The following is a 24,581-nucleotide window of genomic DNA, read 5'->3' on the forward strand; positions in this document are numbered from 1 at the left end:
GTTTATCCAATCTTTAAGGGAATAAACTTATAAGTAAACCTTAAAAAACTAAGCTATACTTAATTTTCTTTATTCTCTTCCTGCTTATCATCTTTGCCTAAGTTATCAAACGCATTCTCGTCAGAAACTTGAGCAACAAGCTGACCCAAGAAGTCCTTCAAACGAGCACGATATTCGCTTTCGAACTGCTTAAGGCTCTGAATATTGCCTTCGATAACCTTGGTCTGCTTATCCAAGTTCTCATGAACCTGACGTGAGTAAGCATCAGCAGCAGTGCGAGTTGTTGAGTCGTACTCTGCGGCACGATGCTGCACTTCAGACTCATACTGATCAGCTTGATCATGCACTTGCTTAGCGTAATCATCTGCAGCCTGACGAACCTTACCAGAGTAAGCATCAGCCTCATTGTGAGCGCGTGCTGCATAAGCATCAGCGTCAGAACGGGTACGAGCAGAATAATCATCAGCATCGTCACGAGTTTGCTTGCTATATTCTTCAGCCTCAGAACGAGTACGAGCAGAATAATCATCAGCCTTAGAAACAGTTTCGTTGTAACGAGCCTGGCCTTCTTCAACAATCTGCTGAGCCTTAGCCTTGCCCTTATCTACATACTGATCGTGAAGCTGCATTGCAAGAGTCAACATTGCAGTAGCACGCTCTGGCTCCGAACCACTAACTTCAGCACCAGCACCAGCAATCTTCTGCAAGCTACCAGTTTCAGTATTTGGTTCCAACTTAGCAACTTGCTGACGAAGCTGCTCTTCACGCTGACGAGACTCCTCTAACTGCTGAGTAAGCTCATTCACCCTTACGTTCTCCTGCTGGGTAACTACAAGCTGCTGACGTACAGTCTCAAGTTCACGGCCGAGTGTCTCGCTGCTTGCACGGAAGTCGTCACGTTCACGAGTAACGTCTTCCAATTCTTTAACAAGCTTCTTATCATTATCAGATTTAGCTGCCTGAGCTGTAAGCTGATCAACTTGAGCACCAAGGCCATCCAGCTGCTCTTTAAGCTGCTGATTCTGCAATGCTAGAGCACGGTTGCTTTCTTCAGCTTCAGCAAGTTTCGCAGCAGTAACATCATTGTGATTATCGTTAGGCTTATTTGCAGCAGCACGCAGATTTTCATTTTCTTTTGTAAGAGAATTAACCTTATCTGTTAACTCAGTAATCTTAGTGTTAAGACCAGCAACATCTGAACCCAGAGACTGTGTGGAAGCCCCAAGTCCTTGCACGGCCTGCTGACCGAGCGCTTCTATTGTTTCTGTAACCTGATCGAGAAACTCGTCAACCTCGTCGACGTCGTATCCTCCTTTGAAACGCACAATCTGGAAGGTATGCTCTCGAATATCTTTAGGCGTTAACAGAGCCATATCTTTACACCTCGCTTTTGGGGACGCAGCTCTTTGATATACCTCTTAAATGCTATCACGCCCGCAGAAGATTAGGTCAAAAAGCTCACTTAACTTATAACAAGTAATATTTAATTTTTTATTATATTCTATAGATACTTTACTTATATCACTATGGATTATTTTATTTTCTAAAATTTTTACATTTAATAAAATATTTTTAATTATTTCTGCTGTTTAAATCCAATATTTAAATCCAAATTTCTAAAACAATTAGCAGGAAGTAAAAAATCATAAAACTTAAATCCAAACTAATTCCACCTAAACGCATACTGGAAGGAATAAGTCGTCTAATAAAACGCAAAGGTGGTTCTGTTATGTAGTACACAATTCTAATAAGTTCATATACGAGTCCGCGAGGATGATAATTGCGAGCAAGCAGCAGAATCCAATCAAGCACTGCTCTAATTATGAAAATTGTCATATATGCGTTTAAGAAGAAGTGGAATATAAGCCAGGAGTAAAAAATTATAGGAGATTCAAATATGTACGTTCCAAATATGGAAGAAACTGTAACGTTTGTTAATTCTTTACTTAATTCCCCCACTTTTACCCCTTTTAGTAGCTTATTTTTAAGTTGATAATTTTACTAACAAAAATTTATATTTGCTAAATAGTGAAGGCAATGCTTCTTTAGAAACATTGCCTTCATCTGCACATATACATAGTTCAGCAGTTTAAGCTTGCTTACTAGAAAATTTACGAGAACAAATCTCTAGCAGCACCGTTTACTGGAGCATCTTCAACTTTTATATTTACCTGTGCTGGGCTGAGAAGGAACACTCTAGGCGTTACTCTCTCAATCGATCCTCGCACACCAAACACAACTCCAGCAGAAAAATCAACGATTCTATACGCTACTGACTCAGTAACTCCAGTAAGATTCAACACTACTGGTGTACCGTCACGAAGAGCGCGACCAACGAGCTGCGCATCATCGTAAGACTTAGGGTGAATCGTAGTAATACGGCTCATGCGACCAACGCTTGTCGTGCGAGGACTTGCTGCACGAGAAACATCAGAACGCTGAGAAGTCGCAGAAGCAACTGAATGATCATTGTCGAAGGAAGTATCTTGAGCTTCCTGCTCAACGTAATCATCATCTTCTGGAACATCTGCCATACCAACATACGACATCATGTTCTTCATAAACCCAGCCATGAAGCGACCCTCCCTTCGTTATGATTTAACGCAGAAAATCAGGAATATCCAATTCGTCTGGTTCAGCAGTTTGCTGAGGAGTGCTCATAGGCTGGAACTGCTGAGGAGCAGGCTGAGTTTCAAATACAGACTGTACCTTAGTTGCAGCAGGCTGAGCTGGAGCAGAAACAGGCAAACTTGCAGGTGCAGGAGAAGTTGACTGAGCTGGTGCAACAGACTTCACATCAGCCTGCATGTCAACAAACTGACCAGCTTTGTTTCCTTCTTCTGCTTTTGGATGAGAATCAAATCCTGCAGCAATAACAGTAACGCGAACTTCGTCACCGTAGGAATCATCCAAAGAAAGACCCCAAATAATCTGAGCTTCTGGATGTATGGCCTTACGAACAAGCTCGGTAGCAGCAGATGCTTCCTGAAGTTTCAAATCGCTTGGGCCGGCGATGTTAATCAAAGCACCGTGAGCACCTTCAATGCTTTCTTCAAGCAGTGGCGAACTAATTGCAATCTCTGCAGCTTGAGTAGCACGATCTTCACCCTTAGCAGAACCAATACCGAACAATGCAGTACCAGCTCCACGAAGAATAGCTGTTACATCGGAAAAATCAACATGGATGTAAGAATTCGTGGTAATCAAGTCCGTAATACCTTGCACACCAGCAAGAAGTGCAGTATCAGCAGTCTTGAACGCATCAATAATACCAATCGTTCTATCAGAAATTTCCAACAAACGATCATTAGGAATCACAATCAACGCATCTACTTCGTTACGAAGATTTTCGATACCAAGTTTCGCAGATGCTGCACGCTGTGGTCCTTCAAAACCAAATGGACGCGTAACCACAGCAATAGTCAACGCACCCTGCTGATGTGCTGCACGCGCAACGATTGGGCTGGCACCTGTACCAGTGCCACCGCCTTCGCCGCATGTAACGAACACCATATCAGCGCCCTTTAATGCTTCTTCAATGTCGGATTGATGATCCTGAGCCGCCTTAGCACCCTTTTCAGGGTCCGCACCAGCGCCGAGGCCTCTACTTGAAGCATCAGATAATGAAATCTTCACATCAGCGTCAGAACGCAACAAATCCTTAGCATCAGTGTTAATAGCTACGAATTCTACATTCTGCAAACCCTCGGTGATCATTCGGTTGACGGCGTTACCACCGGCTCCACCGACGCCGACTACCTTGATGATGGTTTTGTCGTTGAAATTGTCAGTCTGGGCAATCTCGCTCACCGTTGTCTCCTGTCACTCACGCACGTTTACGCAATACTTTAGCGCAAAACGCTCGATATTGGCGACGTTTTAACAATAAAAACTGAAAAAATGTCACTTATTTGATAATACACCCGGCACTATGCAAATACTTAACGTGTAATATACAACAAATGTTTAATTAAATAAACAAAAGTAAAAGTGCCGATTATACTAGCCGAAAAACCCTAGAAAAACTTAGGAAATTCGCATTAAATTTTAATAGCTGGCATCCATAGGATCGTCACCAAATAAAGCCTCACGTTCCTCATGATTGGTTATACGCGAATCTAACCATCCATAAGGAAGATGAACTTTTTTAGCAAAACGAACACGTCCTCGCGGCGTGTCTAAAACCTGCTCAGGCAAACGCAACGAACCATCAAGCATATCAATATTACGCTTAACATCTTCAATTGATTCGCACTCCATAAAGTTTTTACGAGTGCCGCCGCCAACAGGAAAACCCTTCAAATACCAGGCTACATGCTTGCGCAAATCATGCACAGCCATACGCTCGTCGCCATCATAAAACTCAACAAGAAGCTGCAAATGATGAAAAATAACAGAACAAACTTCTGACAAAGTTGGATTTACGCGACTTTCGCTACCCTCGCAAGCAGATCGAATATCAGCAAAAATCCACGGCCTACCTTGACAGCCTCTACCGATAGCAACGCCAGCGCAACCAGTTTCCTTAAACATTGCTAGCGCATCATCCGCACCCCAAATGTCACCATTTCCAAAAACAGGAATATCAAGAGACTCTACAAGCTCACCAATACGCTGCCAATCAGAGTGACCGCCATAATATTCAGCAGTTGTACGAGCATGCAAAGTAACAGCCGCACAACCCTCTTCTTGCGCAATATGGCCAGCTTGCATGAAAGTCTCGTGGTCTTCATCAATACCAACACGGAATTTAGCCGTAACAGGTATTCCTGCTGGCTCACACACGCCAACAACGCGATGCAAAATCTCCTGCAACAAATCAGTTTTCCAAGGAAGAGCAGAACCGCCGCCGCGCCTTGTAACTTTTGGGACCGGACAGCCGAAGTTTAAGTCAACATGATCAGCCATGTTTTCATCAACAACAATTCGTGCAGCCTGCTCAACAATAGAAGGATTCACTCCATAAAGTTGCAAAGAACGCACTTTTTCACTAGGCGCAAAACGGCATAAACGCAAAGCTTTTGGATTTCTTGCAACCAATGCGCGCGCAGTAATCATTTCTGCTACATAAAGCCCATCAGGACCATATTCGCGGCAAATTACACGAAAAGGCCAGTTAGTAATACCAGCCATAGGTGAAAGAACTACAGGAGTAGCTACGTGAATTTTACCTAAATTTACTGGCTTGATTGCGCAAACCGAATCAGCCTGCGCAATCCCAGTTTCCACAGTATTCTGCGACATTTGCACGTCTTTATAAGAAGTTAGTACAAGCCACCAGCTTGAGCAATCTGCACAGGCTTAGACTCATCCTCTCCCACTTCCTTAGAAACATCCATACCACCATCAGCAGCACGAGTTCCAACTATCTCAGCAGGACCCTGAGGATAACGTACGCGCTTCTCGTTAATACGGCTAGCAACATAATCCGCAACCTTGTCGAGAGAAACTCTCTCCTGCTGCATAGTGTCGCGCTCACGAATTGTTACAGCGTGGTCTTCCAAAGTATCAAAATCAACTGTTACACACAGAGGCGTACCAATTTCATCCTCACGACGGTAGCGGCGACCAATAGCACCAGCTTCATCGTAATCAATAACCCAATCATGCTGACGCAAATCCGCAGCCAAATCTTGAGCAACAGCCTGCAATTCTGGCTTCTTACTCAGAGGCAAAACAGCAGCCTTAACAGGAGCCAAACGCGGATCGAGACGAAGAACAGTACGCTTATCAACTCCGCCCTTAGTGTTTGGAGCTTCATCAACGTCGTAAGCATCAACCAAGAACGCCATAAGCGAACGCGTAAGACCCGCAGCAGGCTCAATAACGTAAGGAACGTACTTCTCACCAGTAGCCTGATTAAAGTAGCTCAAATCCTCGCCGGAATGCTTAGCATGAGCAGACAAATCGTAATCTGTACGGTTTGCAATACCTTCAAGCTCTCCCCAGTCAGACCCCTGGAAGCCGAATTTGTACTCAATATCGACAGTGCGCTTTGAATAATGGCTGAGCTTCTCCTTAGGATGCTCATACATGCGCAAGTTTTCTGGCTTAACACCCAAATCAACATACCAGCGAACGCGAGTATCAATCCAATACTGATGCCAAGCTTCGTCAGTTCCAGGCTCTACAAAGAACTCCATTTCCATCTGCTCAAACTCGCGAGTACGGAAAATAAAGTTTCCAGGAGTAATTTCGTTACGGAAAGACTTACCAATATTCGCAATACCAAAAGGTGGCTTCTGGCGAGTAGAAGTCATAACGTTCTTGAAATCAACAAAAATACCCTGAGCTGTTTCTGGACGCAAATAATGCAAGCTATTTTCGTCTTCAACCGGCCCTAAATGAGTACGAAGCATCATATTGAAGTCTCGTGGCTCAGTCCAGTTTCCGCGAGTACCGCAATCTGGGCAAGCAATATCCTTCAAACCATTCTCAGGCATCTTATCACCGTGCTTCTCAGCATAAGACTCTTCGAGCTTATCGGCACGATGACGCTTATGGCAGTTCAAGCACTCAATCAAAGGATCATTGAATACAGAAACGTGACCGGAAGCAACCCACACTTGGGAAGGCAGAATAACAGAAGTATCTACACCAACTACATCTCCACGAGTGGTGACCATTGCGCGCCACCATTCACGCTTGATGTTATCTTTTAAAGCCACGCCCAAAGGACCATAATCCCAAGCAGAACGTGTACCACCATAAATTTCGCCAGCAGGGAACACAAATCCTCGACGCTTAGCCAAGGAAACAACTTCATCAAGCTTTGAAACAGCCACAATACACCTTTTTCGTAAAATCTTAAGAAAATTCGGGTGAAAACGGTGTTTATTATAGAAAAACCCTCTGACTCTAAAACTCTAATTTATAAAAATAAGTAAGTTAACACTTTACAAGCACTATCGAAAGATTCTGAAAAATAAAGATACAATAAAAAATAGCTAAGATTAATCACAATCGAAACGAGTAAAAAATGAACGAAACAAAAGAAAACGCGAGCGCAGAAAGCGAAAATAAAATTCAAACTCATAAAACCAATACTGTTGCAGCTCTCTGCATTGCTCCAAGCGGAGTAGGAGAAGAGTTAAGCGAGTATGTTGCAGATGCTGTACAAGTAATACGCGATTCTGGTTTAAAAAACGAGACAAACGCAATGTTTACTAACATTGAAGGCGAATTTGATGACGTTATGCGCGTAGTAAAAGATGCAACAATGGCTGTAGTAAACCAGGGACATAGAACGGAAGTTATACTAAAACTCGATATTCGTCCTGGTTTTAGTGGGCAAATTGACGCAAAGCACGAGTTGGTTGATGAAATTCTTAAGCGACGCAAAAACGAAAATTAAGCGTTCTTAACTCCACCAAAACGGCGATCACGATGCGCATAACGATCAATAGATCTCCAAAGCGCTTCACGACCATAATCAGGGAAAAGTTCCGGAACAAAATCAAGTTCTGCGTACGATGCCTGCCATGGAAGAAAATTACTTGTACGCTGCTCGCCAGAAGTGCGAATAACTAAATCGCAGTCTGGAATATCCGGATTATACAAGTGTTCAGAAATCATTTTTTCTGTAACGCGATCGCCCTTAATCTTTCCGTCACGAACTTCTTTAGCAATTTGCGCGCAAGCATCCGCAATTTCTGCTCGTCCACCGTAGTTTAAGCAAAAAACAACATCAATAGTTTTGTTATTCTTGGTGATTTCTTGAGCTTTTTCTAACTCGTCAATAACAGACTTCCACAAACGAGGACGACGACCAGCCCAGCGCACGCGCACACCCCACTCGTTCATTTGAGAAACGCGTCTGTGAATAATATCTCTAGAAAATCCCATCAAAAAGCGTACTTCTTGCGGCGAGCGCTTCCAATTTTCAGTAGAAAACGTGTACAAACTCAAGTAACGAATTCCAGCTTCAATAGCACCTGCAATAGTATCGAACACAACAGGTTCCGCAGCTTTATGGCCTTCAGTACGAATCATTCCACGCTCTTTAGCCCATCTACCGTTACCATCCATAATCACACCAACATGGCGAGGAACTTTTCCTTTAGGAAAATCTGGTATACGAGAAGGGTCACTAAAAGGAGCCGCTGGAATATTAAGCGATGTATAATCCACGTTTTCAAAAGCCATACTTAAGAATGTAACAACCCCATTGAACGAATCAACACAAAGTGAGAAAACTTACTAGCAAGATTTATCAAAAAAAACTTACGAAAGAACAGAAAAAGATCGAAGGGAACGCTCCAGATAATACTCACACCAGCGTTCAACGCACATAACTGTTTTTTCGTCAACGCAAGTTGAATCAAGTACTTTCCAATCTCCATTAGATAATGCAATTAGTAAATTCCTAGTGTTTTCGTCACAAATATAAGATCCAGAAGTGTGGTCAGTATTACACATAACTCCGCCGGCAGATGGAGCAAAAAATTGAAGACCATCTTCCCTACCACACACAACACATGAAACTAAGCGAGGAGACCATCCGGCAAGACAAAGCGAGCGCATAGCATAAGACATCCCAATAGCTTTTGGAGAATGTTTATGTTGGCAAAGAGATGAAAGAGCCGAAATAAGAAGAGTGTATTGCGATGAAGAATCTTGAAACTCTCCAGATACAAGCGCGTCAACAATTTCTAACATAACGCTAGCGTACTCGTAAAGATTATAGTCGGAACAAATAGTGCCGGCATACGCAGCAATAGACGAAGCCTGAGAAATAACGTCTAAAGACTTACCCTTAGCAAGAAGCACATCTACACGCATAAATGGCTCTAAGCGGCCGCCAAAGCGCGATTTAAGTCTTCTTACTCCCTTTGCTACAGCACGCACTTTGCCGTGATTTTTAGTAAGTAGAACAACAATACGATCTGCTTCACCGAGATCAAAAGTACGAAGCACAACTGCTTCATCACGATATAACGGCATAATGCTTTAAAGCGTTGTAGAAATTACTACTTACGATCAGTATCGTTCAACAAAGGATTGTCGTCGCTGGAATCATCAGAATCGTCGTCATCTAAAGTTCCAAGCCTATTCATAATTGGGAAAGAAAGCTCAGGAATATCTAAATTAAGCTTATGCTGTTCCTCAAAAACAGAAGATCCATTACTTTCAGACTTGCTTGATTTTGGTGCTGCAGGAGGGAAAGAAGGAATTGGATTAGCAGACCGCTTAGAAGGAGCTGGCGGGAACATTGGAGGCAAAGTCTGCGAATCTTTTGCCTCGTCAGAATGATTATTAAGAACAGTTGCACTCTGAGAAAGCTCATCATCGCTATCAGTGTTATCGATCACACGATGAGAAGAACGCGAATCAAACAAAGCACGCTCAGACTTGTCTAAATCATTAAAATCATCCGAAGAGTCATTGTCGTGCTCTACATGAGGGAAAATACTTTGCTTCTCATAATTTGGAGCAACAGGAACGTTAGGAATATTATCTTTATTTGAATCCTCATTTTGCTCAGAAATGTTCTCTGCAGATGACGAATCTGATGCTGCAGAAGGCGCAAAGGAAGGATAAGTTTCGTGTGCAGCAGACTTCGCATTTGTAGCAGCTACTAAAGCAGCCATAGAAGAAGCTACAGATTTAGGTAACTCCTGATTCTGAGAGTCCTTATCGGAAGAAGACTTTGGAGCAAACGAAGCTGGAATATCTTCATCATTATAAGAATTATTTTCAAAAGCAAAATCTTCATCGTCAGAATCATATTGAGATACACGCTCATACGCTTCCAACCTGCTCATTAAACGAATGCAAGTATTCAAATAATAATCAACTTGCCTCTCGTCGTAACCATGCTTTCCAGAACGCTGGGTGAAAATTATGTTAGAAACAAACGTTGAATCGATATCCTCAAGATACTCTGCATCATTACCCCAATTAGGCTTAACACCGAGCATCACAGCAATCTTATCAAGCGTTTGATCGACCATATCGTCTACTTGTTTGCGATCGTATGAAGGACGCCTCTTCTTACCTTCAGCAAACCTATTGCGATAATCTCGCTTAGCATGCTTCAAAAGATCACGGTAAACAGCTTCAGTTTCCGCTTTCCACGCAACGCGTCCGCGCTGAGCTAAATCATACTCAGTGTTTTTATCTACAACGGCACGTTCTAAACGGGATAAAGCAGCATCAACTTGACTAATAACATAGCCATTTCGCGCTAAATCAAATGAAACTTCTTGAATGTCCTGCTGAGTGAGCCTAACATCATCAGTTTCATACAACGAGTGCGCGCGCTCAAGAAAAGCATCAACCTGCGCAACGTTATAACCTAATTTACGACTACCAACACGCTCCATTCCAGAAGCATTACGAGCGGTATCAGGTTTCTGAGCCATCGAAAATTGACCTCCTGAGCACAAATTCTTGTTCTCTATACTGTACGCGACTGTTGAGACGCACGCCACGCTATAAACTATTGATACAAAATTATTCAAAACTGCAACACACACGTATGAACTTATGAACACGCGGTACACGCATAAATTTGCTTAACGTACATACCATACTGTATCTTGTTTCAAGCGGGCGATTAGCTCAGCTGGCTAGAGCGCCACCTTTACACGGTGGATGTCGGGGGTTCGAGTCCCTCATCGCCCACTTTCGTGAATCTTAAGCGGATATGCCTCATTTCCGCTTAAGATTTTTGTTTTTCATCACAGACTTAAGGTTATAGACCAAAAGTGTCAAAAGCTAAGCTGATGAATATCTTGTGGTATAAGCCGCAGACTCAATACTGTTACTAACTCAGATGGGCGACTGAGAAAATAACGGTAATGAGACACTAATGCAGCGCGCCAACTGCGCGAGAGCCTCTAAACAGGCAGAATGAGACCATAATGCAGTAAGCGTTCTGCGCGAGGGTTTCTAAACAGATTCGACTAGCGCAAAACTCTTGTATTGCAATACTTAATATAAGATTTCTTACACACTTTTGGCCTATAATCCAACTTATGCGAGCGCCAAAGTTTAATAAACTTAATTAATAAACTTTGCAGGTTGGAAGCTTATCAGTTCCTTTACCAGATCCTATAGCTTTCAACGCTTTCCAAGCATCATCTAAAGTGTTAACGCTAACAACTTTAAGACCTGACGGCACATGGCCAACAACTTCATCACAATTATCGTAAGGAGCTAAAAACCAGGTAGCGCCATCTCTAAGAGCACCAAGCATCTTCAAGCGAATACCGCCAATAGCACCAATTTTAAGAGACTTATCAATAGTTCCAGTTCCAGCAATAATTTTTCCACCAGTTTCATGCTCGTCAGTGAGCTTGTCAAGAATACCCAGCGTATACATCATTCCACCAGAAGGCCCACCAATTTCATCAATATGCAGCTTAACTTTCACACCGTCAGTAGAAATACCAAGTTTTTTACGAGCATACTCAAGAGCAACATCCTGAGCTGAAGATTGAGAAGTGTTCATCTCATCATTAGACTCCTTCTCATAAGCATCAGCATCCTGCCCTGCAGGAACCACTGCCTCAACAGGAGTAATCGCACTACGAGGATTATTCCAAGCCAATAATGCAGACACTGTAGGAACCTCATAGCCAGGAACACCAGAAGCATCAACAGTAAGAAGAAGCAATTTGCCAGGATCCTCATCAACAGGCTTCTTCAAACCAGTTACTGTTATTACAGGTTCACCATACGATTTACCTAACACATCTTGAGTAGGACCAGGCTCTTCTACAACGTACGCACTCGGAATAAGAAGCATAAACCAGGCAAGTAAAAACGCAAAGAACCCAGTAAAATAACGCAACGGACGCGCATTAACATAACGAAAAAGAGTACGCGGACTAAACAGTACTGCCTTCAGAAATGCAAATAAAGCACGCTTATAGGTAGAAGGGTTACGCAATTCGTACAAGATATGAGACATAGTTTTATCATATACTCCAAAAATAAGACTCTACACAAAATTACAAATATTATTTCAAAAGTATCGTATATAAAATTTCATTTTTCAGGCAATTTTTGAGCATTACAATTATGCAAAATTAAGGCCATAGATCGCTTTTCTTCATCAGTTACGCTAAGAGAATACTTACTTTTCACAGCAATTTGACGAGCTACATAATCGCAACGGAACTTCTTATTAGACGGAAGCCAGTAAGCTGCAGAAGCAGAGCCTTTATCTTCATTAGCTTTACCTTGAACTGCAAGCAAATTAAGCATATCGTTGCCAAAACTAATACGCTTAGATTTACTCCAATGCCACGCTCCAGATTGCCATGCGTTCTCCAATGCAACCACGTGATCGATTTGAACAAGAGAACTAGTTTTACGTCCCCTAACAAATTGAATATCTAAACCGGTGTAAGGATCATGAAGCAACCCAGAACGTACTTGACAAGAGCCAGCATAACGAAAACGAACATTAACTAAATCTCTAGCTAAAACATCTTCGCGAACATCACAGCCATTACCATCAACATCTGTTGAACGATACCCAAAAAGAGTGCGATCATATCCACTTCTATGCGGTTTCGACACTTTCAAAGTACGAAGAACTTCTGCAGCCTGCCCACTAGACTCATACTCGCCTGTAAGCTGAGCCGCAGTGCGATTAAATTTTGGAAGCAAAAGACCTATTGCGATTCCAATGATCACAGCAAGAATAATCAACCATATTAATGCTTTGGCTGAGCGAGAAAGGCTTTTACGATGCGAAAACTTGCGCTTTGAGCGCACGGAACGATAAGTGCTACTCAATGCGGCCTCTACTTACTTTTAGAGCCTGAAAAAGAAGCTTTTTCTGTTTTCTGATTCAAAGAATTATTAGAATCTTTGATTTTTTGAAGCTTCCTAAGTTTATTTGCTTTCCTGTGAGATAAAGGCATAGTTCGCATATCTACAGCCCAAGGTATGCGTCGAAGAACAACATCTACAACCTGCTGAGTTACACTGACAAGAACAATTACTGCCATAACAACATAAACCGTACTCCACGCTGGAATATTTGACGGAGCAGGATGCATAGTCTGAGAAATAAGCATCACAGCATAAGCTATGCCAATAAGAGCGCAAGACATAACAAGCGCTGTCATTCTGCCAATCCTACGATTTAGACGCATATTCTGTTGCGCTAACTTATTCATAGTAACCATCATGGCATTAACACAACGCTCGCCTTGACGATAAGCAAGAACCTCATCTATACCAAGCTCCACATCATCAGCTTCAAGCTCAACAGCATGCTGCTCAGCACGAACCTTTGCCATAACGCTTCTTGAACGCAAACGGAAAATTAGAGGAATAACAAAAGTTATTATTACCAAAAGAACAACAGACACAACAGCAAGTCGCTGATGGAAATAATTCAACAATGCAACAATCGGTATAACCGCAACAATCATTCCTACGCTCATACTTATACCAGCACGATGCAAATGCGCATGATGCATATCTACACCAGCAAAAGAAAGCAGAAGAGTAAACGCTCTAATAGTCATACAAATAACGGAAACCATAATAAACTGCTGAGTTGTTAAATTGCATATATTTCTTCCAGCCTCAGCAAACATAGCAGCTACAGTACAAACAGGTATAAGTACAGTGGCAATAATATTTATAAGAGTTGCGAAAGTAGAAATAATACCAAAAGCAACTTTAGCAAAAGTAGATATTTCACGAATTTCATAACGCAAAACATGGCTCGTAACTAAATTAGAATCGTTAGAACCAGAAAACTTTTTAGACTCAACTTTCGTCTGTTTTACTTGCTTATCTTCCGGATATCTGTACACGTCAACATCAACGCTTAAATCAGATTTAGAAATTCCAACAGAATTAGGCATTAAAACCAGAACTGTTGCGCTTCTAGCCAAACGACGAAGCATGCTTAGTATTTGAGAAGATTCCTGATCGCTTATATTTTCAGCAGAATAGTCAAAAATGTAAACTGGAGTATGACGCAACATTGCTCTAGCAATTAACATTCTGCGCAAAATATTCTCATGATTATCTTCTATGCGATCAATTCGCAAATCCAAACCGTCATAATCCGCATACACAACTCCATCCACATGTGCTTGACGAAGAGCATCCCACATTGAAGTTGTAGTGGCTTTCGAAGAAGCCATAAGAAGATTATTACGTAAAGTAGTAGCAAATAAATGACTACGCTCACTAACTAAAGTAACAACATCAGCTAAAGCTCCAGGAGCAGCATTACACAAAGAAATATAAGACGAATTTTGCGTCTCATTCAAACGATCAGAAGCAACAAATGGTGAAAAATCAGCGCTTTGCAGCGTATCATACTTATCGCTATAGTACAGCGCAACATCAGCGTTATCGTTAAAACCTGTGCCAGATAACACATATTTCCGAAGTAGCTGATTGTACTGCTGCGGAACAATATTAAGCACACCATCTTGCGCTATAAACGACATCCTGGCTCTACTATGATGCTCATCAGCAGGAATCTCACAGCGCACATGTAAAGATACGTGTGTTGCACCGTCTGGAAGTTTAAGACTCGTAGAATCATCAGTAAAAGAAACAGGAGCTTCAGAATCAACAACTCGTTCAAGTAAAGCATGCATACGAATCAAACCGTGAGTCGCGTGACGCACAACATACATTTGGCGACCGACTCTACGAAGAGGCTCCACGCTTAGCATTAGCAAAGGCATAGTTAGCAGTGCGGCAGCTAAACCGACACCCTTAACTGAAGAAAGCCAAACTGTAGAAATAATTGCTACAGCAGTAGATGCATAAGCGAACAAAGCACAAACACAGCGCGCAGCAACAGAAACATTTAAAAGAGAACAAACAAGAGTCGCAAACGCAAATATTGCAGAAATAGCAGAAATACTAGCAATAGCAGGATTAACAGTAAATAAAACTCCGCAAACAATAAACGGTATAGGAATTGACGCAATAATTTGAGGAATCAGCAAACCAGCCCAACTCTGTATCCAAGACACATCGTCGTTAACAGTAGTAGCAGAGTTGTAAGAATTACTCTCATCAGCTTTTACAGATCGCAAAGACAGAATAGCTCTTAACATTTTTGGACGCAGACGCATAGCAACCTTAGTGCCAATTTCTGCGCCTAAAGTGCAAGATCCGTGAAAAGAAACATATTTAACTAAAACTATTACTATAAGAGCAACTATGTAAGGCGTAATTTCTATAGAAGAAGTAACAAGTGAGTGTGATGAACTTTTAACCGGACGTAAAACTGGCGAAAGTAAACCTACGCACACGTATACGAAACCAATATTCATTAGGGAAGAAAGTAATAAACTTGCCGCTCTTAAAGCCACCAAGTGTTTTACACCAGGCACGAACGCAAAGAAACGACTAATCATCTCCCAATCCTTTTCAAAAGATTCTTAACATTAAACACACCAACCACTCGCTTCCTAAGATTACGCTAATATCGCGGCATCAACACGCCGTTCAGCACTAAAAGTAACGCTTAAAAACAGTAATTAAAAACAAGGTAAATGCAAGTAATTCAGCAATTAAGTCTAAAAGATAATTATGTAAATAATTTAAGAAAGATGCCAGGAAAGCCTATGCAAATCGCTAGGCCCATATTTCGAAATTGCTTCACGATGAGCTTTAGAACCGTAACCCTTATTTTTATCCCACTCATACGCGCAATAACGAGAATCTTTAGAAAGTTGAATCATAATATTATCTCGAGTAACTTTCGCTATAACTGCTGCAGCAGCAACGCTAGCACACTTACGATCTGCTTTAACTAAAGTGTGAATTTTCGCCGGAATTGGAACTTCAGGAGCATCAAAAGTGTTTAAAACTTTATCAATATAATCGCAAGGACCATCTAAAATAGCAGCAATTCGCTTACCTTCAAGTGACAATATATTAGAAAGTTTCGTTTCTGCTTCAGAAATTGCTTTAAGAGCTGCAACTCCAAGAGCATAACTTATACCCCACTCATCAATTTCACTATTAGTGCAAGAACCAACAGCCCACGAAGTGCACCAATTTTTTAACGGCGAAATTAGATTTTCACGACGATGCTCAGTAAGAAGTTTTGAATCTGCAAGTCCTTGAGGAATATCTTCTGTCTCAACTTGCTCACTTCCTACAATCGCAGCACCAACCATTACTACGCCCGCTAAAGAACCTCGCCCAACTTCATCGAGACCAATAACAAAATCGTATCCTTCAGCTAACAAATCTCTCTCAAATTGAAGAGAAGGAACTAAAGGAACGTTATCTGAATTTGACATAAAAACCTTAATTATTTAGACGAATTAGGAACATCGTCAAACGCATCAGTGTGATCCTCTAAAATACCAGCTCGGTTCAAAGGCCAGCAACGCACTAACGCAACGCCTTTAATCTTAGAAATAGGAACTAAACCATCGTCACCATCATTCTTATGGTAACGAGAATCTGCAGAATTAGAACGATTATCACCAAGCACAAACACGTGGCCAGGCTTAACTTTTATCTTAAACGGGAACGAACTAGGATCAACACCAGGCTTAATATAAGCAGATTCGTGCACAGCAACGCCATTAACTTTAACTGGCTCACCAGGCCCTTCGCACTCAACAACATCGCCAGGAAGACCAATAAGACGCTTAATTAAATCTTTACTTCCAGCAGCAGCTGACTCACCATTCAACCAGTGAGCAGGATCCTCAAACACTACTATATCTCCACGATGAAGAGGAAACATTCCAGGAGTCAACTTAGAAGTAAGCACATAATCGCCAACTTGAATAGTGTCCATCATAGAGCCGGAAGGAATAACATAAACACCAAAGACGAAAACGCGAAGCAAAATCACTAAAATTACTGGGCAAATAAACCACAGTAGCGAATCAAGAAAAGAAGACTTACGCGACTTTGCATGAAGAGCAGAATTAGAATGACGTGCGCGTAAACCTCTAGGTAGCTGGAAACCGGAAGACACATTAGTATCTTCCGGTTCCGGCGGCACAGGCGAAGGATCAATACCATGGCCAGCCACATTTACAATATGATTATCGCTTAACTGTGTGCCATCGGACGCCATAATAACCTTCAACCTTGTGTAAATAGTTAGGTAAAACTACCTGTGCTTATAGGCTTTACGAAAAAGCTTACGAAACACTGCTTACTTAGCAGAGTTATCGCGACGCTCGGCAATACGAGCAGCCTTACCACGCAAAGCGCGCAAGTAGTAAAGCTTAGCGCGACGAACGCGACCACTACGAACCAGCTTAATCGAATCGATAGCTGGGGAATGAAGTGGGAAGCGACGCTCAACACCAGTGCCGAAGCTAACCTTACGCACAACGAAAGTCTCGCGAACGCCAGCACCCTTACGAGCAATCACCACGCCGGTGAAGGTCTGAATACGAGTGTTGTTGCCTTCCTGAATCTTAACGTTGACATCAACGGTATCGCCAGGACGGAAAGCTGGAATTTCTTCAGCAGCCTTAAGATGCTTAGCATCAAATGCTTCTACAGCATTCACCATAATAATTCCTCCAACGCCGCCGCATACCAGCGCAAGTCACGCCGAAATCAAAACTAATGAAAAATCGGCTATCTATCCCAAAAAGTTTGCTCTTTGGGGGCTTTCGATCCGCGCAATCTCACTAAAAGAAGCGACTAGACGTTAAAGATAAAAGAACTATGCGGCATCCTCTTATCGAAAGCATACAAATACCAAATTTATGCTCAATAATGGACATTATTGAGCATAATTCCGCACTATTTCAGCGCACAACTCCATCGAGAGGAGCAGTTTCAACAGTGCGAGTCAGCTCATCATCATCAGCATCATAATCGAACAGCTCACCGTAACGACCCCAGCTAATTGCAATATCGAACTGCTGACGAGCAAGCGCATCAGTATGCTTACTACGCAATAAATCTAAAATCAACTCACCGCGAAGCTTACCATTACGATTACGGCTTAATGCCTGATCAATAGCATGAACTAACGGAGCGTGCTCAATGGCTAAACGTGCAAACACCTGCTTACTGTGCAAAATATCGGCATTATGCCACTCTTCACCCTCCGGAGTAATGGTAATATGGCCGTTATCAGCAGTAAGAAGATTCAACATAGTTCCAGCATCAACCAGAGGGAACAAATCATCGATTTCAAACGACAAATCAGCAGCCAAATCAGCCAAATCAATGCCTTCAGGATTCTCAGAAATCACATCAAGCAAACCAGCCATACCGCCAGGAGTTGCGTTAGGGAGCAAATGCACGGCAACAGGTTCAGGCTTAGTTTCGCCTGACTCATCGTCATCCTCATTTTGCTTATCTTCATCTTCATCATCGCGGTGACGTTGAATAAGCATATCTGCAATAGCTGCAGCTTCAGTATCTTCAGTATCTTCTGATTCAGTAGACTGATTCTGGCTATTATCCTCACTCACATTCTGGCTTTCTTCTTCCGAAGTGCTATCAGGAGCAGAACCTGTCAAAATAGCGTACAAGTTATCAACCATTGACTCAAATTCAGCACTATGCTTGTCGCGCGGACGAGGCAAATCAACCTCAACATCAGCAATCAAATGACCCGGATGGGAGCCAAGAACAACAACACGGTCAGCCATTTGAACAGCTTCCTCAATATTGTGAGTCACAATAAGAACAGATTTAATATCTCGTTCCTCGCTAGACCAAAGCTTAAGAACTTCCTGACGCAAGTTTTCAGCAGTAAGAACATCAAGAGCAGAGAACGGCTCATCCATGAATAAAGCGTCTGGACGAAGTACTAATGCGCGAGCAATACCAACTCTCTGACGCATACCACCAGAAAGTTCCTTTGGATAAGCGGTTTCAAAGCCGTCCAAACCGATAGCATCGATAGCAGCTAAAGCAAGCTCTGTACGCTTCTCTTTACTAACTCCCCTAGCACGCAATCCAAGCTCCACATTATCTTGCACAGTAAGCCAAGGCATAAGCGCGAAGGTTTGGAAAACGATTGCTACACCAGGATTTGGTCCTGTAAGCTCGCGTCCACGATACGTAACAGTTCCTTCAGTTGACTGAATTAAACCTGCCATAGTACGAAGGAAAGTTGATTTTCCAGCACCTGAACGGCCTAGAATTGCTACAATCTCGCCTTCTCGTAAAGTAAAGGATATATCGTGAAGCACATGCTGGGTAGTTCCACTATCGGATGTAAAACTTTGGCTTATGTGTTTTGCGTCGATAATATCGCCTGTTATTAAAGATGGAGTTTTTACTGCATTGTTCTTGATGGTAGTCATAATATCCGCCGTTCTACTCATTTCATTCAGTAAGTTTATAAATTTAGATTTTTATTTAATACTTTTTAAGATTTATTTAAGATTTATCCCAAAACGTAACGTTTTTCGGAATATTTACGCAAAGGACTCCAGAATAGTCGATTACTTAGCACAACAATCAAGCTCATAACAGTAACGCCAACTAAAGTACGCGTAGAGTCACCAACTGTAGTAGCAGAAGTAATATACGCACCAAGACCCTGAGTTTCCATATGATTTTTGCCATATTCAACAATTTCGGAAACAATCGATGCGTTCCAAGCGCCACCAGCAGCAGTAATACCACCAGTGCACCAAGAACCAAAAATAGCTGGCAAAATCAAAGTCTTCCAACGCAAAACATTACTCAAACGGAAGCTACGAGTCATCTCGCGCAGATCATCAGGAATAGCGCTCGCACCAGCAATAACATTGAATAAAATATACCATTGCGTTCCAAGCGCCATCAAAATAATACTTCCCCAACCCAAATCAATATTCCAAGCAAGGAACCACATCATAGCGAATGGGAAAATAAAGTTAGCAGGGAAACTAGCAAGAATCTGCACAATTGGCTGCATAATGCGAGAAATTTTAGGATTCATACCAATCAGCACGCCAACCGGAACCCAAATAATGGAGCTAACCACAATCAAAACAGCCACACGCAAGAAAGTTAAACCACCAAAAGCTGCAGCTTTCGCAAACTCCTGCAATCCAGAAGTAACAGCAACAAAATAAAGCAGCTGAGCAGCACCCACAATAACGAGCAGAATCATAACAGCGTTAAAAGCTAAATCTCCAAACTTACGTTGAGAAGCTTTACGAGGCCACTTAGCTCCAGTACGACCAAATGGGCGCGTAATCTTTTCTAACCATTCACGAATCGGAGAAAACAGTTTACTAACAACCTCATCAGCATGAGAATGACGGATCAAAGTTAAAATAGCACTATGACGCTCATCATCCGAAGCGCTCTGGGTAATGCGGAAACGTTCAGCCCAAGCGGTAAGCGGCTTCCAAAGGAAGAAATCAATAGCAAGCACAACAATAATCATTGAAGCAATAGCCCACCAAATATTCCCAAGCTTGTTTTGCGCAGCAGACTGAGCCACAAAACTACCAACTCCAGGAAGAGCATAAGTATGGTTGTTAACAGAAATCATTTCTGAAGCAGTAAGGAAGAACCATCCGCCGCCAACGGACATCATGCAATTCCAAAGAAGAGGAATCATAGCGTTCGGCATATCAAGAACCCAGAAACGCTGCCAATGAGTAAGCTGCAAACTACGCACAGCCTCATCAAGTTCCTTCGGCTCACTGAGCAGTGAACGATGGAAAGAGAACGTCATATTCCAAGCTTGACTTGTAAAAATAGCGAAAATAGACGCAGCCTCAACACCCATCATTGATCCTGGGAAAATTACGAGCCAAATCGTAACTGTAGCAGAAAGGAAGCCAAGAATTGGAACGGACTGCAAAATATCTAGGAGAGGAATAAGAACCTTACCTAGACGACGGCTGCGCGCTGCAAGAGAGCCGTAAATAATAGTAAAAATAAGCGATGCAATAAGCGCAAGCATCATACGGAATACTGATCTAAGAGTGTAATACGGAAGATTAATAAGATCAGTTGATACAGTGGATGGAATCCCCTTCGGACCAATAGGCTGATTGATACGCTGCAAAAGAAATGCTGTTACGCCAAAAACAGCAAGAATACCGATGCAAACAATAATATCGGACCAGAAACGAGTGTTCTCGTCAATCTGTGCACCAGCGGCTTCTTTGCGCGAAGTTGTGAATACGGTCATAATAAAATCCTCGAATAGGCAATAAGTGGGTTCGCCTTCGTCTATTTTGTTTATTTCTGTTTAATTATTTTTATTTAGATTTTTATGCAGCCGTATCACCATTGATCGCATTATAGGCGCAAATAGACAGAACCCACGTCTTTTAATTGCGCAATTTATAATCTTAGAAAGTTATAATTTCCGCAATTTTACAACCTAAATTCGGTGATTGCCGGCTTCATATATTCAGGAGGAACGTCCGAACTACTACTACCAATAGTGTCAGAACCTTCATCAGCACAAGTATTCGAATTATGGCTTTTACTGTCATGTTTCACGGCGAATCACCTCCTTAAGTTCGTGCTAATTATAAAATATCGACAATATCGTGTCAAGCGATAACAAAAGCAGAGAAACAAATAAAAAGCCTCTTGACGAACAGATACGCCAAGAGGCTTATAAATCAGCAATCAAACGAGATTGCTACGCACGCACTTACTTGCGGTGAGCGCGATAGAAACGAATCAAGCTCTGAGTAGAAGCATCCTGAGCTGCCAAAGCTTCATCATCCTTAGAAATTGCAGGAGTAATCTGCTTTGCAAGCTGCTTGCCAAGCTCCACACCCCACTGATCATAGGAATCCAAGCCCCAAACAGTGCCTTCAACGAAGGTGATGTGCTCGTAGAGAGCAATCAACTCGCCCAAGCTAAATGGAGTCAAAGCATCGCCGAAGATAGAAGTGGTTGGACGGTTGCCCTTGAACACGCGAGCTGGAACAATCTCCTCTGGAGTGCCTTCAGCGCGAACTTCGTCAGCAGTCTTGCCGAAAGCAAGAGCCTTAGTCTGTGCAAGATAGTTGCCCAAGAATAGCTCGTGCACATCCTGATCGCCATCCTTAGTAGGATTTGGCGTGTTCACGAAAGCAATGAAATCAGCTGGAATAAGCTGAGTGCCCTGGTGAATCAACTGGTAGAAAGCGTGCTGGCCGTTGGTGCCTGGCTCGCCCCAGAAGATTTCGCCGGTTTCGCTTGTTACAGGAGTGCCGTCCCAGCGCACAGACTTACCGTTGGATTCCATGGTGAGCTGCTGCAAATAAGCTGGGAAGCGGTGCAAGTACTGATCGTATGGAAGCACAGCGTGAGAAGCAACCTTGTAGAAGTTGCGGTACCAAACGTTGAGCATACCAAGAAGAACCACAACATTCTTCTCGAATGGGGTCTCAGCGAAGTAAGTATCGATTGCGTGGAAGCCCTTCAAGAACTCTTCGAAGCGCTCTGGGCCGAGGACAACAGCCAAAGAAGTACCAACAGCGGAGTCCACAGAGTAACGGCCGCCAACCCAGTTCCAGAAGCCAAAGGCGTTGGTTGGGTTGATGCCGAACTCTTCAACCTTCTCAAGGTTGGTGGAAACAGCCACGAAGTGCTTAGCAACAGCTTCAGCCTTCTTTGCGTCGCTTCCGTCAATAGCACCGCACTCCTGAAGCTTGTTAAGCAACCAGGTACGAGCAGTACGAGCATTGGTCAAAGTCTCCAAAGTGGTGAAAGTCTTTGAAACAATGATGAAAAGCGTGGTTTCTGGATCCAAATCCTTGGTCTTTTCTGCCATATCGTTTGGATCAATGTTAGAAACGTAGCGAGCGCTAATGCCAGCGTCAGCGTATGGCTTCAAGGCTTCGTAAACCATGACTGGACCCAAATCAGAGCCGCCGATACCAATGTTTACAACGGTCTTGATGTTCTTGCCGGTAACGCCCTTCCAAGCGCCGGAACGAACTTCGTTAGCAAAATCGTAAATGCGACCCAATACTTCACGAACATCAGCAACGGTATCTTGACCGTCAACGATGAACTTGCCTGCATCCTCTGCAGGACGACGCAAAGCGGTGTGCAACACTGCACGATCTTCGGTATTGTTAATGTGCACGCCGGTGTACATTGCCTTAGTGCGCTCGTCAAGCTTAACTGCCTTTGCAAGGTCGGCGAAAAGCTTAAGCGTTTCAGGCTTAATCAAATTCTTAGAAAGATCGAAGTGGAGATCTCCAGCTTCGAAGCTCAACTTATCCACACGGTTCGCATCTTCAGCGAACCACTTCTTCAGGCAAACGCCTTCAGACTGCAACTGATCGAAATGCTTCTGTAAAGCAGCCCACTCTGGAGTCTTTACGGCGTCAACTGGCGGATTGATGGCCATTTGTTTTGGTCCTTTCATATTCGGTAACGTGACGTGATGTGCGGTTTATGCCGCTACTATGACAGCTTTTGTTTTCACACGTATGAACAATGTGTGTAACGCAACTATCGCATCACAATCATCCACTTCACAAGATACTCACAAAAGAAGACAGAAGTACACGAGATTTACACGAAACATCACTTCTAACACGCCACGCCAATTAGACAAATTGCAAAAAACATGATATGATATTTGATTTGTGCGCGAGTCGCGAATGCGTCTCGGGCTACATGCCACTTTAGCTCAGTCGGTAGAGCGTCTCCCTCGTAATGAGAAGGTCGACAGTTCGATTCTGTCAAGTGGCTCTCTAACCCATTCGGGTGTATAAATGTTCTATTTGTATTGTCCGATAGGTTTTGCTTAGCTGATTTGCTTGCTGCTTATTTGCTAACGCGCGAGTGGCGGAATGGTAGACGCGCAGGATTTAGGTTCCTGTGTCTTACGACGTGTGGGTTCAAGTCCCATCTCGCGCACTTTGTGATTCTTAAGCAAATATACACGTTTGTATACTTACACACGCAAAATTACACACGCAATAAGCAAAATATTTACTGCAAAATATTTACTGAAACTAAAGTAATTTTATTAGTTTTATCTGATCAAACTATTTCATAAACATAGCTTGCAATTCCGGCAATAAAGCTCTCAAAGCGTATCCGCGATGTGAAATAGCATTTTTCTCGTCAGAAGTAAGCTGCGCGTTAGTAAGACCTTCCATACGAACACCATCTCGAATAGGCTGCGAATCAGGCACAAACAAAGGATCATAACCAAAACCATTAGTCCCCTGCTCGGCTCGCAAAAGGTGTCCAGTCATTTCACCAACACGTACAGTCTCAAAACCATGAGCATGAGACATAACACTACCTTCCGGAACTTCACTACAGTCATCTGGAATAGCTAAAGCTGCAGCACAACGGAAACGAGCTGTACGACACTGATCAGGAATATCAGAAAGCTGACGAAGCAAAAGCGCATTATTCGCATGATCGTCGCCATGAACTCCACTCCAGCGAGCAGAAAGAATGCCAGGAGCAGCACCCAAAATATCAACTATCAAACCAGAATCATCAGCTATCGCAGGATATCCAGTACGTTGAGCTACATCCCTAGCTTTCAACAGTGCGTTCTGTTCAAAAGTAACGCCCGTTTCAACAGGATCAGGTAATCCTAATGAAGCTGCAGTCATAAGCTCAATTTCATCAGCATGATCCGATAACTGTTCGGTTAGAATACGCTTAATTTCAACGAGTTTGCCCTCATTATGCGTTGCCACAACAAGTTTCACGCC

The 24,581-nt window shown here is 42.7% G+C and carries 21 protein-coding genes and 3 tRNA genes; 4 read left to right on the forward strand and 20 right to left on the reverse strand.

Features of this window, described 5'->3' with window-relative positions; all coding sequences use genetic code 11:
* Positions 1-59: 59 nt before the first annotated feature.
* From ACNEUN_RS02740 to ACNEUN_RS02765, 6 genes are all read right to left on the reverse strand, one after another.
* Complete coding sequence (locus ACNEUN_RS02740) at positions 60-1,373, reverse strand: DivIVA domain-containing protein (RefSeq protein ID WP_463630660.1); 1,314 nt, start codon at positions 1,371-1,373, stop codon at positions 60-62.
* 229 nt (positions 1,374-1,602) lie between these two features.
* A complete protein-coding gene (locus ACNEUN_RS02745; RefSeq protein ID WP_427876388.1) occupies positions 1,603-1,959 on the reverse strand; it encodes a YggT family protein in 357 nt (118 codons plus the stop codon).
* A gap of 152 nt (positions 1,960-2,111) precedes the next feature.
* On the reverse strand, positions 2,112-2,573 hold the full coding sequence (locus ACNEUN_RS02750; protein WP_427876386.1) for a cell division protein SepF: 462 nt from the start codon (positions 2,571-2,573) through the stop codon (positions 2,112-2,114).
* A 25-nt stretch (positions 2,574-2,598) separates the two neighbouring features.
* On the reverse strand, positions 2,599-3,810 hold the full coding sequence (gene ftsZ, locus ACNEUN_RS02755; protein WP_463630662.1) for a cell division protein FtsZ: 1,212 nt from the start codon (positions 3,808-3,810) through the stop codon (positions 2,599-2,601).
* Between the two features lie 237 nt (positions 3,811-4,047).
* The gene (dusB, locus tag ACNEUN_RS02760) at positions 4,048-5,244 is read right to left on the reverse strand and encodes a tRNA dihydrouridine synthase DusB (protein ID WP_463630664.1); all 1,197 of its coding nucleotides are present in this window, start codon (positions 5,242-5,244) and stop codon (positions 4,048-4,050) included.
* 20 nt (positions 5,245-5,264) lie between these two features.
* Entirely contained in the window at positions 5,265-6,785 is a 1,521-nt protein-coding gene (locus ACNEUN_RS02765; RefSeq protein ID WP_427876380.1) for a glycine--tRNA ligase, read from the reverse strand.
* A 194-nt stretch (positions 6,786-6,979) separates the two neighbouring features.
* On the opposite strand from ACNEUN_RS02765, the gene ACNEUN_RS02770 reads away from it, so the two are divergent.
* Positions 6,980-7,354 carry an MTH1187 family thiamine-binding protein gene (locus ACNEUN_RS02770; protein ID WP_427876378.1) on the forward strand — a complete coding sequence of 125 codons (375 nt, stop codon included), beginning with the start codon at positions 6,980-6,982 and terminating at the stop codon, positions 7,352-7,354.
* Here ACNEUN_RS02770 and ACNEUN_RS02775 read toward each other — a convergent pair.
* The 3 genes from ACNEUN_RS02775 to ACNEUN_RS02785 all read right to left on the reverse strand — a co-directional run bounded on the left by ACNEUN_RS02775 (position 7,351) and on the right by ACNEUN_RS02785 (position 10,364).
* Positions 7,351-8,145, reverse strand: coding sequence for an isoprenyl transferase (locus tag ACNEUN_RS02775; protein WP_463630666.1), 795 nt, complete (start codon positions 8,143-8,145; stop codon positions 7,351-7,353). The genes ACNEUN_RS02770 and ACNEUN_RS02775 overlap by 4 nt on opposite strands.
* A gap of 78 nt (positions 8,146-8,223) precedes the next feature.
* Positions 8,224-8,943, reverse strand: coding sequence for a DNA repair protein RecO (gene recO / locus ACNEUN_RS02780; RefSeq protein ID WP_463630668.1), 720 nt, complete (start codon positions 8,941-8,943; stop codon positions 8,224-8,226).
* Positions 8,944-8,969: 26 nt separating this feature from the next.
* On the reverse strand, positions 8,970-10,364 hold the full coding sequence (locus tag ACNEUN_RS02785) for a DivIVA domain-containing protein (protein ID WP_463630670.1): 1,395 nt from the start codon (positions 10,362-10,364) through the stop codon (positions 8,970-8,972).
* 188 nt (positions 10,365-10,552) lie between these two features.
* On the opposite strand from ACNEUN_RS02785, the gene ACNEUN_RS02790 reads away from it, so the two are divergent.
* Positions 10,553-10,626: transfer RNA gene (locus ACNEUN_RS02790), tRNA-Val, on the forward strand.
* Between the two features lie 382 nt (positions 10,627-11,008).
* On the opposite strand, the gene ACNEUN_RS02795 is transcribed toward ACNEUN_RS02790, so the two are convergent.
* From ACNEUN_RS02795 to pgi, 10 genes are all read right to left on the reverse strand, one after another.
* On the reverse strand, positions 11,009-11,917 hold the full coding sequence (locus ACNEUN_RS02795; RefSeq protein ID WP_463630672.1) for a YlbL family protein: 909 nt from the start codon (positions 11,915-11,917) through the stop codon (positions 11,009-11,011).
* A gap of 77 nt (positions 11,918-11,994) precedes the next feature.
* Positions 11,995-12,729 carry an HNH endonuclease family protein gene (locus tag ACNEUN_RS02800; protein WP_463630815.1) on the reverse strand — a complete coding sequence of 245 codons (735 nt, stop codon included), beginning with the start codon at positions 12,727-12,729 and terminating at the stop codon, positions 11,995-11,997.
* Positions 12,730-12,758: 29 nt separating this feature from the next.
* The gene (locus tag ACNEUN_RS02805) at positions 12,759-15,356 is read right to left on the reverse strand and encodes an ABC transporter transmembrane domain-containing protein (RefSeq protein ID WP_427876370.1); all 2,598 of its coding nucleotides are present in this window, start codon (positions 15,354-15,356) and stop codon (positions 12,759-12,761) included.
* A gap of 186 nt (positions 15,357-15,542) precedes the next feature.
* Entirely contained in the window at positions 15,543-16,250 is a 708-nt protein-coding gene (locus tag ACNEUN_RS02810; RefSeq protein WP_427876368.1) for a ribonuclease HII, read from the reverse strand.
* Between the two features lie 11 nt (positions 16,251-16,261).
* Positions 16,262-17,044, reverse strand: coding sequence for a signal peptidase I (lepB, locus tag ACNEUN_RS02815; protein ID WP_427876366.1), 783 nt, complete (start codon positions 17,042-17,044; stop codon positions 16,262-16,264).
* 81 nt (positions 17,045-17,125) lie between these two features.
* Positions 17,126-17,491: a 50S ribosomal protein L19 gene (rplS, locus tag ACNEUN_RS02820; RefSeq protein WP_004105329.1), complete on the reverse strand. Its 366-nt coding sequence runs from the start codon at positions 17,489-17,491 to the stop codon at positions 17,126-17,128.
* A 241-nt stretch (positions 17,492-17,732) separates the two neighbouring features.
* Entirely contained in the window at positions 17,733-19,247 is a 1,515-nt protein-coding gene (locus ACNEUN_RS02825) for an AAA-associated domain-containing protein (protein WP_463630816.1), read from the reverse strand.
* Positions 19,248-19,330: 83 nt separating this feature from the next.
* On the reverse strand, positions 19,331-21,079 hold the full coding sequence (locus ACNEUN_RS02830) for an ABC transporter permease (RefSeq protein ID WP_427876363.1): 1,749 nt from the start codon (positions 21,077-21,079) through the stop codon (positions 19,331-19,333).
* A gap of 188 nt (positions 21,080-21,267) precedes the next feature.
* Positions 21,268-21,396 carry a hypothetical protein gene (locus ACNEUN_RS02835; RefSeq protein WP_427876361.1) on the reverse strand — a complete coding sequence of 43 codons (129 nt, stop codon included), beginning with the start codon at positions 21,394-21,396 and terminating at the stop codon, positions 21,268-21,270.
* A gap of 157 nt (positions 21,397-21,553) precedes the next feature.
* Positions 21,554-23,248, reverse strand: a complete 1,695-nt coding sequence (gene pgi, locus ACNEUN_RS02840; protein WP_463630675.1) for a glucose-6-phosphate isomerase — start codon at positions 23,246-23,248, stop codon at positions 21,554-21,556.
* A gap of 274 nt (positions 23,249-23,522) precedes the next feature.
* On the opposite strand from pgi, the gene ACNEUN_RS02845 reads away from it, so the two are divergent.
* Both ACNEUN_RS02845 and ACNEUN_RS02850 read left to right on the forward strand, forming a co-directional pair.
* A tRNA-Thr gene (locus tag ACNEUN_RS02845) sits at positions 23,523-23,595 on the forward strand.
* Positions 23,596-23,682: 87 nt separating this feature from the next.
* Positions 23,683-23,763, forward strand: a tRNA-Leu gene (locus tag ACNEUN_RS02850).
* 131 nt (positions 23,764-23,894) lie between these two features.
* On the opposite strand, the gene ACNEUN_RS02855 is transcribed toward ACNEUN_RS02850, so the two are convergent.
* Positions 23,895-24,578 carry a non-canonical purine NTP pyrophosphatase gene (locus tag ACNEUN_RS02855; protein ID WP_427876359.1) on the reverse strand — a complete coding sequence of 228 codons (684 nt, stop codon included), beginning with the start codon at positions 24,576-24,578 and terminating at the stop codon, positions 23,895-23,897.
* Between the last annotated feature and the right edge of the window lie 3 nt (positions 24,579-24,581).

Source organism: Gardnerella sp. C0684A1 (assembly GCF_055326835.1).